This window comes from Pseudoalteromonas shioyasakiensis (genome assembly GCF_001550135.1).
Taxonomy (GTDB): Bacteria; Pseudomonadota; Gammaproteobacteria; order Enterobacterales; family Alteromonadaceae; genus Pseudoalteromonas; species Pseudoalteromonas shioyasakiensis.
In genome coordinates, this window is sequence record NZ_LRUE01000015.1 from 401,688 (window position 1) to 415,477 (window position 13,790).

Annotated in this window: 11 protein-coding genes; 7 read left to right on the plus strand and 4 right to left on the minus strand. The window is 41.9% G+C overall.

Annotation, left to right across the window (positions count from 1 at the left end; all coding sequences use genetic code 11):
- Window positions 1–51: 51 nt before the first annotated feature.
- Complete coding sequence (locus PASHI_RS11065) at window positions 52–1,914, minus strand: M28 family metallopeptidase (RefSeq protein WP_062565646.1); 1,863 nt, start codon at window positions 1,912–1,914, stop codon at window positions 52–54.
- A gap of 69 nt (window positions 1,915–1,983) precedes the next feature.
- Entirely contained in the window at window positions 1,984–4,179 is a 2,196-nt protein-coding gene (locus PASHI_RS11070; protein ID WP_062565647.1) for a M4 family metallopeptidase, read from the minus strand.
- A 389-nt stretch (window positions 4,180–4,568) separates the two neighbouring features.
- On the opposite strand from PASHI_RS11070, the gene PASHI_RS11075 reads away from it, so the two are divergent.
- Window positions 4,569–5,648 (plus strand): mechanosensitive ion channel family protein, encoded by a 1,080-nt coding sequence (locus PASHI_RS11075; protein ID WP_082710909.1) that lies wholly within the window; start codon window positions 4,569–4,571, stop codon window positions 5,646–5,648.
- A 225-nt stretch (window positions 5,649–5,873) separates the two neighbouring features.
- Window positions 5,874–7,157, plus strand: a complete 1,284-nt coding sequence (locus PASHI_RS11080) for a cation:proton antiporter (protein ID WP_062565648.1) — start codon at window positions 5,874–5,876, stop codon at window positions 7,155–7,157.
- 27 nt (window positions 7,158–7,184) lie between these two features.
- On the opposite strand, the gene PASHI_RS11085 is transcribed toward PASHI_RS11080, so the two are convergent.
- Together PASHI_RS11085 and PASHI_RS11090 are read right to left on the minus strand one after the other, a co-directional pair.
- On the minus strand, window positions 7,185–8,150 hold the full coding sequence (locus tag PASHI_RS11085) for a sensor domain-containing diguanylate cyclase (protein WP_062565649.1): 966 nt from the start codon (window positions 8,148–8,150) through the stop codon (window positions 7,185–7,187).
- Window positions 8,151–8,241: 91 nt separating this feature from the next.
- Window positions 8,242–8,475 (minus strand): hypothetical protein, encoded by a 234-nt coding sequence (locus PASHI_RS11090; protein WP_062565650.1) that lies wholly within the window; start codon window positions 8,473–8,475, stop codon window positions 8,242–8,244.
- Between the two features lie 356 nt (window positions 8,476–8,831).
- Between PASHI_RS11090 and hisG the strand changes: the two genes are divergently transcribed.
- The 5 genes from hisG to hisH are packed head-to-tail and all read left to right on the plus strand — an operon-like array spanning window position 8,832 to window position 13,771.
- Window positions 8,832–9,731 carry an ATP phosphoribosyltransferase gene (gene hisG, locus PASHI_RS11095; protein ID WP_062565651.1) on the plus strand — a complete coding sequence of 300 codons (900 nt, stop codon included), beginning with the start codon at window positions 8,832–8,834 and terminating at the stop codon, window positions 9,729–9,731.
- 6 nt (window positions 9,732–9,737) lie between these two features.
- Window positions 9,738–11,039: a histidinol dehydrogenase gene (gene hisD / locus PASHI_RS11100; protein ID WP_062565652.1), complete on the plus strand. Its 1,302-nt coding sequence runs from the start codon at window positions 9,738–9,740 to the stop codon at window positions 11,037–11,039.
- On the plus strand, window positions 11,029–12,126 hold the full coding sequence (hisC, locus tag PASHI_RS11105) for a histidinol-phosphate transaminase (protein WP_062565653.1): 1,098 nt from the start codon (window positions 11,029–11,031) through the stop codon (window positions 12,124–12,126). Before hisD ends, hisC begins: the two co-directional genes overlap by 11 nt.
- Entirely contained in the window at window positions 12,123–13,184 is a 1,062-nt protein-coding gene (gene hisB, locus PASHI_RS11110) for a bifunctional histidinol-phosphatase/imidazoleglycerol-phosphate dehydratase HisB (protein ID WP_054563884.1), read from the plus strand. The genes hisC and hisB overlap by 4 nt, the downstream gene beginning before the upstream one ends.
- Entirely contained in the window at window positions 13,181–13,771 is a 591-nt protein-coding gene (gene hisH, locus PASHI_RS11115) for an imidazole glycerol phosphate synthase subunit HisH (RefSeq protein ID WP_062565654.1), read from the plus strand. The genes hisB and hisH overlap by 4 nt, the downstream gene beginning before the upstream one ends.
- The last annotated feature ends 19 nt before the right edge of the window (window positions 13,772–13,790 follow it).

A 13,790-nucleotide genomic window follows, 5' to 3' on the forward strand; every position in this document is an offset into this window, starting at 1 on the left:
TAAATGAGGAAGCGTTGCTTCCTCATGGTTAAAAGTATGATTGGGTTTAAATCATTGTCCTTGAATCGTTAATGTAACGCCCGATACAGCTCGATAACCTTGTAAATCTATGTACCAAGTACCAGCTTGTGGGTTATCAAATTGACAACTTTCTTCATTACCATTTTTGTACGGCCGACAAAGATAATTTGAACTTGTTGACGCTGAGCCATAGTTAACATACAAATCTGCATCGCCACTACCGCCAGAAATAGTCACTGTTAAATTACTGAGGCCTGCGGGTATTTGTTGAGTAAAGCGCTGCCAACTTCCGGTAGCCACACTCACGTTTGTCTCAGTTCGGTCAACGTTTTCGCCGCCACCTGAGGTGCTATAACTTCCCGTGAGTGACACATTCGAAATCTCATTCCACGCTTCAACCATGACATGATACGTGCCAGTTTGAACTGACGACATCACACAGCTTTCATTACTTGTAGAGGTTGTGCTTTTACAATCAAAATCCTGTAAGGTCGGCTTACTGCCAAATTTAACGTATAAATCGGCATCGCCCGAACCGCCCTCGGTTACAAACTCAAGGTTACTGCTCATTGCAGGTACCTCAAGCGTAAAGAATAGCTGCTCTTTTGCTGCGCCCGACAAACCTGTTTTAGCTACGCCATTTTCAAGCTGATTAGTCGGCTCAGTTACCACATCACCAGCGTTCTTTGCCATTTCAGCAACATAGCTCACTGCCAATTTTGCAAATTTACTCGCGTGAGCCGCATCAAATTGGGCATCATTTGATGTGTGGATCAATGGGTTAATATCACTCATTGTTGATTCAAATGGCATTGAGGCGGCAAACCCTTGTTGATACCAAGAGGCATGATCTGAGCAGCCGTAACCACATTGATCAAAGCCATAGCTCACTGTGGGCTGGTAAGCATCGAGCAACTGCGATAAATACTGATTTTGCGAAGAGTTTGTGTAATCGGTCATCATCACAATATCTGTGCTGCTGCCGTTATTGCCAGTCATATCAAACTGCACCATACCTACAACATTCTTACCCTGAGTTTTATAACTCTGAGCAATATCTTTTGAGCCCCTAAGACCCACTTCTTCAGCGGCAAACCCCATAATTTGAATGGTTCGCTGAGGTTGGTAGTTATTTTCCACAATTGCTTTGAGGGTTTGTGTGAGCACTGCAATACCAGAGGCATTATCATCTGCACCAGGAGCACGACCATTACTTGGATTAGACTGATTGATTGAGTCTAAATGACCACCAATAACGACGATTTCATCTGCTTTTTCTGCACCAGGAATGGTCACAATAACTGATGATTGCGAAAAACTATGGTTAAAATACTCAACGCTTATATCACTGCGGCTACTGGCTATTTGCTGCCAATGGCTCTTTAACCAATCAGCTGCATCAATACCACTTTGCACTGAATAATATCGGTTATGAAAGTTCATCATGCTATTAACTGTATCGCTCAGCTCACTACTATCAATCGATGATATTAGCGCGTTAACTGTCGCGGCATTATCAATACTGTAGTTTACTAGGCTCGCATTCATAGCTGTCTGAGATACAGCATTTAATTGCTGAGTATAGAGCTCGGCATCTGCTAATGAGTCATGGGCTACAAAACCACCGCAGCGATGATAGTTATCGTGCATAAACTCACTTAAACCAGCGATATCCTGCTTGTTAACGCGCATAAAATTAACTTGATTCAAAGCCGATTTTTGCATCGCAAAATTACTGCTTTGTTTACGTTTACTTACTGTATCTTGTTGAAAGTGCTCTGCAGCCAGGGCATCAATAGTGACCCAAATTGTTTCGTCTTGCGCTGCATAACTTAGTTGGCTCAGTGACAGTGTGGCAAAGCCCACTAGGCACTGTATTAGGCGGGTTGTCATAATCAATCCTTTTATGATTTGCATTTTAATGAAAATAAAAAAGGGAGCCGAAGCTCCCTAAAAGGGTGGCTAGTTAGCCGAAATGGTGAGTGTTACACCACTTGCAGCGCGATAGCCGCGAAGGTCGATATACCAAGTACCCGCTTGTGGGTTTGTAAATGTGCAGGTTTCGCTATTGCCGTTTTTATATGGGCGGCAATCATAGCTCGATGTTGTCGATTGAGAACCAAAGTTCACATACAAGTCAGCATCACCAGAGCCACCAGAAATAGTCACATCCAGTGACGAATAACCCGCATCTAGCTCTTGCGTGAAACGAGTCCAGCTATTTGTGCCAACACTTAAGTTAGACTCAGTACGGTTTATTGGTGTTACACCACCACCGCTGCCCGAATCAAAGCTACCTGTAAGTGATACACCAGAAATTTGATTCCACGCTTCTACCATTACGTAGTAAGTACCCGCTTGTACATTACTGATAGCGCAGCTTTCTGTGCTAGTAGATGAAGTACTTTTACAATCAAAGTTGCTCAGTGTTGGTTTTGCGCCATACATAACGTAAAGGTCTGCATCACCACTTCCACCTGTTGTATTGAATTGTAAATTCGTTGCGTCTGCTGGTACTTCAAGAGTAAAGAACATTTGCTCTTTCGCCGCACCACTTATCCCAGTGCGTGCAACGCCATTGGTTAGCTCTTCATCACCGCCCGGAGGTGGCTCAGTTGTACCACAGCTACTACCCGCACTTAAGCTTGAAGTCACACCAACCGCCGCAAGCGCTGCTTGAACATCGGCTGGGTCATAGCTTAAATCACACGCCGCATCCATCACGCCGTTACCTGCTAAATCCCAGTTTGTGCTGGCAGTCCAGTAAAGTTGGTTAGCGCGCGCCATCACAACAAACGCCTTTTGCGTATCCCAACCTGGTGTGGTTGCAAGGTTATAAAATGCCTTGTTGAATACACCTGAGCTGTAATGTACATCCATACCAGAGTAGTAATTGTTTTGATGATCAATTGAGCTGCCATCTTGGGTTGGGTTATTCATGTAACGTAATGCACCGTTACCTTTAAAGATTTCCTGACCCACTAACCAGTCATTTGAGCCTTTCATGTAAAACTCGGCCGCTTCACCTGCCATATCAGAGAACGCTTCATTCAAACCACCTGATTTACCAGAATAAACGAGACCTGAGTTTTGCTCGGTAAAACCGTGGCTTACTTCATGTGCTGATACGTCAAGACTTACCAGTGGATAGAAGGTATTTTGACCATCACCAAAGGTCATAGCACTACCATCCCAAAACGCATTTTCGTAATTACTGCCGTAATGAACGCGCATTTTTAATTGGAAAGTTAATGGTGCAGTGCCTACCCAATCGTTATACATATTAAAAATTACATTACCGAAATAATGCGCATCATTTAAAGGCGAGTACGCACCGTTAATTTCTTTAAAGGTATTTTCAGGACATGTAAACGAATACGCTGTTGAACCACTTGTACTACCATTTAAGTTAATGGTTCTTACATTGGCGTTATTCATCGTACAAGTATTGCCAGATTGGGTAACATCTAGACTATCAAAGTCAGTACCGTAGATGTATTTACCGGTTTTTAAGTTACCACCAGGGCCTGTTGCACTAGCATGTTGTAAGTTATCGAAGCTAAATAAAACTTCACCGCTGTTGGCATCAATAATTTGATACGGACGAGATGGGTTATCACCATAAGTCACATAAGATACTTCATACACTAGGTGTGCAACGCTGTCTTCATCAAGCCAAATTGCTAAACGTGACTGTTCATTATGCTTTTTTAACCCAACCGATTTAATTGCAGCAGGTGAGTTCGCAAGGCCTTTCGCCATTGCTTTTTTCTTGTTTAGTGCCGGAGACACTGAGTCGATGTCGGCGGCGATATCATACACCGCTGCACCATGTGCACGTTTTAATTGACCATTATCATCAAATGTGAGGCTAACCGTATCGCCGATAACTGGTAGACCTTGATACATCTGCTGATAACGGCGCGTGGTGTTGCCGTTACTGGTTTTGATTTCTTTTAATACAACTAAATCATTCCCTGCACCTAAACCAACTAACTGATTTGGATTTGCACTCAATACTGATGACGCATTGGTTTGCAAAGCTTGGTTAATCCCTGTTTGTTCGTTTAGGTATTTCTTGTTCGCAGCTACTGCACTTGTTGCTTGAGTCAAAGCAAAAGCAGCAAGAGTTGCTAATGTGATTTTAGATAAATTCACGTTTACGCTCCGTTAGATTGTTATGTATTTAATATTTTCCTAGTAACCGGACTGCACTGTTCCCGATTAGTGACCAGCCTAGATTGAATGGAGCGAAATTGAAAATGAAACAAAAAATTTACAAACAAAGTATTAGCTCTAAAATAAAAGCCCTTAATTAACAGTAGGATAATAAATTTTAAGTTTATTAATTGTTAACAGATAAACTATCCGTGTAAATTTATTGATACAAAATAATAACATTTATTAAACATTTGTACCTTTTATTTGTTTTTATTTTGCTCACCTTATTATTTGTGATTCACAGCTAAAAGGATTAGATATCCATAGAAAAAGTCTGGGTACATAACTTGCAGCAATGCCAAGTATCTAGGATTTAAGGACTAAGCATGATTACTGATCTGATACAAAACGAATGGCTAAATGAGCCATGGCTGGTCGTCATTGGTGGTACTGTATTAGCCGCCACAGCTTTGTTTTTATTAAAGTTTGTAATCATCTATTGCTTAAAGAAATGGACCCAACGAACCGACTTTGTTTTCGACTCATTACTGGTTGACTCACTGTCTACACCATTGACCTTGTGCACAATGATGGTGCTTGTGATCATTTTTGGTCAGTTATTAAACACCACCGGCTTTATGGCTGAGCACCCCTTACCTATTGCGGCCACTGCTAAAGCCATTTGTATTTTTGCCTTAGTGTTATTTTTAGATCATTTTTTATTTGGTACCATTGATTATTACAGTGCCCGCTCAGTGGTAGTTTCCAATAGTCATAGCATCATTAAAGGATTAATCCGCTGCGCAATTGTGTGTGTTGGCTTATTGGTGTTATTAGGCACGTTGGGTATATCAATCACTCCGATTATTGCCTCTTTGGGCATTACCTCTCTTGCCGTCGCTTTGGCTTTACAACCGACACTCGAAAACTTCTTTTCTGGCGTTCAGCTGGTGATTGATAAACCTATTCGGGTCGGCGACTTTATAGAGCTTGAAAGTGGCGATCAAGGCTTTGTTGAGAAAATTGGTTGGCGCTCAACCTGGGTAAAAATGTTGCCAAATAACATGATAGTGATCCCCAATAGTCAGCTGTCTAAATCGCGCATCATTAACTATTTTTACCCAGAAAAAGAGCTCAGCGTCCCCGTTGAAGTGGGTGTTCATTATGGCTCAGACCTTGAAAAAGTTGAGCAGGTTACGTTGGATGTTGCTAGGCAGATATTAAAAAGCCATGAATGGGGCGTTGATGATTACGAGACCTTTGTGGTCTTTCATACCTTTGATCAATCAAGTATCAACTTTACAGTCATGTTAAGAGTAAAAGAGTATTTTAATCGCTTTTGGGTGAAATCTGCGTTTATCAAAGCATTACATCAACGTTACGCAGAAGAAGGAATTGTGATCCCTTATCCAATTAGGGCAATTAATACCAGCCAAGAATCAGCTCAATTTAAACAGGCTGATTGACCTAACTGAGGTTATCACTATTGCGCTTTTATCAGGTTTATTTTGTCTCTTTTGAGACATTATTAACAGCGATTATACATATGCAATCAGCGCCTTGAATTTTTACTCTAAAATGTCATAAAAATCGCATAAACACTGTGACATACCTATTTTAGAGGCGTACTATATGCGGCCAGAAAGTGACTGCTTTCTGCGTCTTGTTATACAAATATTTAAGGTCAAACAATGAATGCTTGGTACCTCATTTGTTTTCTTTCAGCATTAGCTATTTTTATTGCTTTTGCTAACCAATTCATCCTCAAAATGCAAACCACGATTGCTATAACAACTGGCTCTGTTGTTATTTCTTTACTACTTATTCTTGCCGTTAAAATGCTTGGCGATACTACCGCCCTCGAAATGACCCAAATTGTTTCTAGTATCAACTTTAATCAGTTGCTATTAAAAGGCATGCTCGGCTTTTTGCTATTCGCAGGTGCGCTGGAAATCAACTTAGCAGCCCTTCGTAAGCAACGGTGGGAAATTACCGCATTAGTATTATTTTCAACCATTACCTCAACGGTTATCGTTGGTTACTTAAGCTATTATTTGTTTGCTTTTGTAGGCTGGCCAGTACCGTTTATTTATTGCTTGTTGTTTGGTGCTTTAATCAGCCCAACTGACCCGATTGCAGTTTTAGCCATTATTAAACAAATGCGAGCCCCAGAAGGTATTTCTGTGCAAGTTGAAGGTGAGTCTTTGTTTAATGATGGTATTGGTTTGGTGATTTTCACAACGATATTTTCAGTGGCCTTTTATGGCACCGAAGCCACCTTTACTGACGTTGCTGAATTGTTCTTAGTTGATGCAATTGGCGGTATCGTGTTTGGTCTCGTGATTGCGTTAGTCGGGCATTTTTTAATTATTAATAGCCGCGATGTGAACATTCGTTTGCTACTAACCTTGACCATTCCAACAGCCGGCTTTGCAGCAGCGAATATTTGGGAAATCTCAGGTGCGCTTGCTATGGTCACCAGTGGTATTTTACTTGGCAATATTACTCGTTCAAAAGCAACAGAGCGTACGGGGCCTGAAGATACTCGCTACGTAAAAGACTTTTGGCATGCCACCGATAGCTTTTTAAATGCCTTGCTGTTTTTGATTATCGGTATGCTAATTGTCACTATGCCGATTACTCTTGAAGAAATTGGCTTAGGTTTACTGATGGTACCTGTGGTGTTGCTAGCGAGATTTATAAGTGTAGGTGCGCCATTTGTATTCTTTAAAAAGTATCGCCAATACGATAAGCACTCGGTGAAAATACTCACTTGGGGTGGCTTACGGGGTGGTTTAGCACTAGCAATGGCAGCTGCTATCCCACGCGATCAAGTGATGATTGCAGGCTCAGATCTTCACAACCTAATTGTTATTGTCACCTACGTGGTAGTGATTTTCTCGATTATCGTACAAGGTTTAACAATTTCGCCGCTGATCCAAAGTAGTATTCAATCAGCAGAAGCGAAAAATTAAGCACTGTTTTTTATTTTAAAGGCTCGTTTATCGAGCCTTTTTTTGTGCTTTTTCTGCATACATTCGCGCGTCTGTAACAGACAGCAATTTAGTCAGCGAGCAAGGCTGCTGATCAGAAAAATCAGCAATGCCATAAGAGAAACTAAGCTCAATTTGATTATTAAAGCTATTAGGTAAGTGACTGAATGATAATAACAAGCGCTGCATTATAGTGTCGCATTCACTGCTATTTAAATCTGTAAATAAAATTACAAACTCATCACCGCTCAAACGAGCAAGTAAATCCGCTTTGCGACAACAGTTCTCTAGTAATCCTGCAAAATCTTTCAGTACTCTATCGCCAGCGGCATGACCAAATTTATCGTTAATTGTTTTAAAATTATCTATATCAATAAACACTAATTTTGCTTTTAAGTGCTGGCGAATACATAAATCAAGGTAATGCTCTGCAGTGCCAATAAAGCCGCGACGATTAGGCAATAAGGTAAGCTCATCGGTAGTGGCTAACTGCATAATTGCAAACTCTCGCTCGACGATTGCAGCAAAGTCTATTAGCGCTTTAGTTTCTTGTTTGCTAAAACTGCGTGGTTGATGATCGATAAGGCACAAAGTACCAATTCTATTTCCTGATTTAAGTGTAATTGGGCAGCCCGCATAAAAACGGATATTCGGATCTCCCATTACCAGTGGGTTATCTTCAAAACGCTTATCGTTTAAGGCATTTTCAACTACTAGCGGGTCTTTGTATAAAATTGCATGGGCGCAAAATGAAATATCTCTTGCGGTCTCTGTCACATCTAGCCCCACACATGACTTAAACCACTGTCTATGCTCGTCAATTAAGCTAATAACACAAATGGGTACAGAGAAAAATTGTTGGGCAAGGCGAGTTATTCGGTCAAAGGCAGGCTCACTTTGAGAGTCTAAAACATTCAACGAACGAAGCTCTTCAAGTCTAGCTTGCTCGTTTAATGGTAATAAAGGTCGTTCCATTGAATTGCCTTGTAAGTAACAACACAAGTGTCTCTTAACGTTAGCAGAAAAAAACACTCAGTTGCATAAAAACAAATTCTTATATGGAGTATTAAGCCCATGTATCTAGGTGTTTATTACCCTCTTCATCTTCTTCTATGGCACTTTTGTTGCCTTTATCATCTTTTTTCGCAGCTTTTTTGCGGCGTTCTATTTCACGTTTTTGGCGCTTTTCAAGCTCAATTCGCAGCACGTTCGCATCTTTTACGCCCGCAATATGAAACGCACCTTTACTTTCCACTTGTAAACGCGTTATTCGACCTAAAAAGGGGATCATGATATCCATTTGTACCTCCTGCTGTACCTCCTATCTAACCATTATATATCGGCAGTTATAAGATATACTTTAATTTCGAAAAAAAATGCTTGCCAAAGATTAGCAAAGCATGTTTATCTATATACGTAACTTATTTAAACAGATATACGCACTGGTTTACAAAAACGAGTGCAATACAGGAAAAATTATGCGCTTCAATCTGACAACTATCCATCATCACCATCATTCACCGGAATAGCCTGTCAGGTTTTTCGCTGAGAGGTTATTCCTAAAAGGAACCTCTGGCGAGTAATCAACCAAATTATTTATTTTCGCCCTGAGGTTCCCTCGGGGTTTTTAGTTTTTGAATTAAAGGAAAATGAATAATGAGCAATACCAACCGTTTACGAATCGCCATCCAAAAAGGCGGCCGCTTATCAAAAGACTGCCAAGATTTACTAAAGCAACTTGGTGTTAAATTAAATCTTCGTGAACAACGTTTAATCGCACACTCTACCAACATGCCAATTGACGTACTACGCGTGCGAGATGACGATATTCCGGGCCTAGTAATGGACGGTGTGTGTGACCTAGGTATCGTTGGTGAAAACGTACTTGTTGAAGTTCAAGCCGAACGCGAACGCCAAGGCGTGGCATTCGAAGTAAACAAACTTTCTAAACTTGATTTTGGTTACTGCCGCCTAGCACTTGCATGGCCACAAGAACTTGGTCCACAAGATAAAAGCTGGTTTGAAGGTAAACGCATTGCCACTACCTACCCAGAAATCTTAAGCCAATACCTAAAACGTGAAGGCATTAATGCAAGCACCGTCATGTTAACAGGCTCTGTTGAAGTCGCACCGCGTGCTGGTTTAGCTGATGCAATCTGTGACCTAGTGTCTACCGGTGCAACCTTAGAAGCTAATGGCTTAATGCAAGGCGACACCATCTTAGAATCAAATGCATGTTTAATTCAAAACAAAGACCTTACTGATCAAAGCAAACTTGATTTAATCAACACGTTAATGCCGCGTTTACGTGGTGTGCGCCAAGCAAAAGAAAGTAAATACATCATGCTACACGCACCAAAAGCAAAGCTTGATGAAGTATGCGACTTACTACCAGGCACAGGCCAACCGACTTTACTATCGCTTGCTGGTAGCGACGATTATGTAGCACTACACATGGTTAGCAGCGAAACCCTTTTCTGGGAAACAATGGAACAGTTAAAAGCACTGGGTGCCAACTCAATTCTTGTTATGCCAATTGAAAAAATGATGGAGTAATTATCCATGTTTCGCTGGAATGAGGAAAATCAACAAGCACAGCAGGCGGTTCTTACCCGCCCTGCTGTTACTGCAAGTAAAGAGGTTGAAGCAATTTGTATCGACATCTTAAATGCAGTTAAAACTGAGGGTGACGCAGCGTTATTAAAAATGGCAAAAGAGTTTGATAAGCGCGAAACACCTCGCTTATTAGTGCCAATTGAAGAAATTAATCAAGCTGAGCAGTTATTATCAAACGAGTTAAAAGCCGCCATCGAAACGGCCTATGCCAATGTAAAACGTTTTCACCAAGCACAATTACCAAAAGACATTAAGTTAACAACGCAACCTGGCGTATTGTGTGAACTTAAATATCAAGCCATTGAAGCGGTAGGCATTTACGTGCCAGGTGGCAGTGCGCCACTGCCATCGTCAGTGATTATGCAAGGGGTACTTGCACAGTTAAGTGGTGCACAAACCGTTGTGCTTACTACACCTGTAAAAGCCGATGAAACTATCAACCCAGCCATTTTATATGCGGCAAAACTATGTGGTATTAAAACCATTGTAGAAAGTGGCGGCGCCGGAGCGATTGCAGCAATGGCATACGGTACAGAATCAGTGCCTAAGGTGAACAAGATTTTTGGCCCGGGAAATAGCTTTGTCACCATGGCAAAACAACTTGTTGCGCAAACTATTCCGGGCATGGCGATTGATATGCCAGCGGGCCCTTCTGAAGTGCTAGTGATTGCTGATGAGCGTGCAAACCCAGAGTTTATTGCGGCAGATTTATTATCGCAAGCAGAGCACGGTGCGGATTCACAGGTTATTTTACTGTGTAACAGCGAACGCATTATTGAAAAAACACAGCAAGCATTAACAGAGCAGCTAGCAAAGTTGAGTCGTAAAGACACTGCCGAGCAAGCCCTTGCTAACTCAAGCTTGATATTAGTCGACTCGGTTGAGCAAGCCTTTGCAGTGTCTGCTGAATATGGCCCTGAGCACCTTATTCTTCAGCTTGCTGATGCGCAGCCTTATTTAAGCTTAGTGAAAAATGCCGGCTCAGTATTTGTAGGTGATTACACTCCGGAGTCTGCCGGAGACTATGCATCGGGTACGAACCACGTACTACCAACGTATGGTTACAGTGCGACCTATTCGAGCTTAAACTTACTGGACTTCTTTAGAACTTACACAGTGCAAACCATCAGTAAAAATGGCTTACGTGAATTATCTAAAGCAATTTTACCTTTAGCTGCAGCAGAGGGGCTTGATGCTCACGCTAATGCTGTTTCAATTCGTCTTGAGGCTATGAACAATGAGCGATAATTCAAAAATAACAACGCTGTTGCCAGATAACATTGCAGCGCTTACAGCCTACAGTTCGGCGAAAAGTGAAAAGCTGACAGGCACAACCTGGTTAAATGCCAATGAAAGCCCTTATTCTCGTACGCCAAAAATCAATTTAGCTGATTTAAATCGCTACCCAGATCCGCAGCCTCAGCAAGTGATCAATCGTTACGCTTGCTATGCTAATTTAGAGCCAGAGCAAGTACTGATGACTCGTGGCGCTGATGAAGGTATTGAGCTATTAGTACGTACTTTTTGTAGCCCAGCTAAAGAAAGCATCGCACTCTTTTTGCCAACTTACGGCATGTACAAAGTCACTGCTGATACCCACAACATTGCGATTAACGGTTTAACTCAAGAGCTGTTATTAAAAGGCACGGTTGATGAAATTGTCACTGCAGTTGCTGATTCAAAGCTGGTGTTTATTTGTAACCCAAATAACCCTACCGGCAGCATGACAAGCTTAGACAAAATCAGAAAAATCACCCAACAACTTGCGGGTAAAGCGATTGTAGTGGTTGATGAAGCTTATATAGAATTTTGCCCAGAACAAACAGCGGCAAGCCTAATCAACGAGTTTAGTAACCTTGTGGTACTAAGAACCTTATCAAAAGCATTTGCACTTGCAGGTTTAAGAACAGGCTTCACGCTAGCCAACAGCGAGCTGCTTGCACCTATTCGTAAAGTGATTGCGCCTTACCCTGTATCAACGGTGGTGGCGAGCATTGCAGCAGATGCATTAAGTAGTGACAACATCGCTTCAATGCGCCGTCAGGTGACTATTCTAAATAGCTTAAAAGGCAAACTGAAAAGCTGGCTTGAGCAATCACCTGCCGTTATCAAAGTACTGAGCGGTGAAGGTAACTTCGTCACCTTAAAACTAAAAGACAAACAATCATTTAATATCGCACTTGAGCAAGGACTCGTGATGCGTGCCTTCACCTTATATGGTGAAAATGATTGGTTACGAATTTCTATCGGTAACGAGCAAGAACTAGAACAAGTAAAAATTTGGTTAGATGGTTTATCACTGACCAGCAAAACAGTAGAACAGGAATTATCATGAGCAACCCGTATTTATTTATTGACCGCGATGGCACGATTATCGAAGAGCCTATCACCGACAAACAGGTTGATAGCCTAGAAAAATTAGTGTTCTTGCCGAATGTGATCCCTGCTCTATTACAACTTCAAGCGGCAGGTTACCGCCTTGTGATGGTTTCAAACCAAGATGGTTTAGGCACTGATAGCTTCCCGACAGCTGATTTTGATATTGCCCAAGACAAGATGATGGATATCTTAAACAGCCAAGGGATTAAATTTGATGAAGTTCTGATCTGCCCTCACTTTGATGAGCAAAATTGTGACTGCCGTAAACCAAAAACTGGTTTACTTACTGAGCTGATGCGCTCAGGTAAAGTCGATTTAGCACGCTCATTTGTGATTGGCGACCGCCAAACAGATATCGGACTTGCTAATAACTTATGCTGCGAAGGTATTTTGTATGATGGCAGTTGGGATGCCATTGTCACTAAGCTGACAACCGCGAACCGTGAAGGCCGTGTCACTCGCAATACCAAAGAAACGCAAATCGATGTGCAAGTTAATTTAGACCAAACAAAAAATGGCGAAATTAGCACTGGCCTTGGCTTTTTCGACCACATGCTTGACCAAATTCGTACACACGCCAATATCGGACTTAATATTCAAGCCACTGGCGACTTACACATTGATGAGCACCACCTAGTTGAAGATATCGGCATTGCACTTGGCCTTGCCCTTAAACAAGCGCTAGGTACAAAAACGCAAATTGGTCGCTATGGTTTTGCACTCCCTATGGATGAATGTAAAGCAGAAGCGCAAATTGACTTATCGGGCCGTGCCTCGTTTGTATTAAATGCTGATTTTAGCCGTGAAAAAGTCGGCGACTTAGACGTACAAATGGTTGAGCACTTCTTTAAAAGCTTAAGTGATAATGCCGCCATGAGCTTAATTCTGTCGGTTAGCGATGGTAATTGTCACCACCAAGTTGAAGGCCTTTTTAAAGCGTTTGCAAGAGCACTTCGCGCTGCGATTGCAAAAGATGCTTCGCAACAAACAGCAAGCTCTAAGGGGTGTTTATGATTGCCATAATTAATACCGGTTGCGCCAACATTAACTCTGTTCGTTTTGCCTTTGAACGCTTAGGAAAAACGCCTGAGGTTATCACCTCACCTGAGCAACTAAAAGGCTTTGAACGTGCCATTTTACCCGGCGTAGGTCATGCTTCTGTTGCCATGAAACGCTTAAAAGACGGTGGTTGGCAACAAGCAATTGATGAATATCAGCGTCCGTTGATGGGCATTTGTTTAGGCATGCAATTACTTTGCGACAGCACTGAAGAAGGCAATGTTGATTGCCTTGGCAAAATTCCAGGTATTGTTAAGCACTTAGATGTGGGCACATTAACTTCACCGCACATGGGCTGGAACGACCTAAGTGTATTAAAAGAGCATGCCCTCACCAAAGGGTTATCAGCGCAAGATCAAGTGTACTTTGTGCATAGCTTTGCTCACACAGTGAACGATGCCACCCTAGTTAGCGGTGAATACGGGCAAGCTTTTTCAGCAATTGTTGCCAAAGATAACTACGCAGGCATGCAGTTCCACCCAGAGCGAAGCGCCAAAGTAGGCACACGACTTTTACAAAACTTTTTAGATTGGCAGCTGTAAGCGCAGCAAAAAATAAGAG

Excerpts from the sequence above, each read along its gene's own strand:
- PASHI_RS11065 (WP_062565646.1), bottom strand. The coding sequence starts at position 1,914 with ATGACAACCCGCCTAATACAGTGCCTAGTGGGCTTTGCCACACTGTCA.
- PASHI_RS11075 (WP_082710909.1), top strand. The coding sequence starts at position 4,569 with ATGATTACTGATCTGATACAAAACGAATGGCTAAATGAGCCATGGCTG.
- PASHI_RS11080 (WP_062565648.1), top strand. The coding sequence starts at position 5,874 with ATGAATGCTTGGTACCTCATTTGTTTTCTTTCAGCATTAGCTATTTTT.
- PASHI_RS11085 (WP_062565649.1), bottom strand. The coding sequence starts at position 8,150 with ATGGAACGACCTTTATTACCATTAAACGAGCAAGCTAGACTTGAAGAG.
- PASHI_RS11090 (WP_062565650.1), bottom strand. The coding sequence starts at position 8,475 with ATGGATATCATGATCCCCTTTTTAGGTCGAATAACGCGTTTACAAGTG.
- hisG (WP_062565651.1), top strand. The coding sequence starts at position 8,832 with ATGAGCAATACCAACCGTTTACGAATCGCCATCCAAAAAGGCGGCCGC.
- hisD (WP_062565652.1), top strand. The coding sequence starts at position 9,738 with ATGTTTCGCTGGAATGAGGAAAATCAACAAGCACAGCAGGCGGTTCTT.
- hisC (WP_062565653.1), top strand. The coding sequence starts at position 11,029 with ATGAGCGATAATTCAAAAATAACAACGCTGTTGCCAGATAACATTGCA.
- hisB (WP_054563884.1), top strand. The coding sequence starts at position 12,123 with ATGAGCAACCCGTATTTATTTATTGACCGCGATGGCACGATTATCGAA.
- hisH (WP_062565654.1), top strand. The coding sequence starts at position 13,181 with ATGATTGCCATAATTAATACCGGTTGCGCCAACATTAACTCTGTTCGT.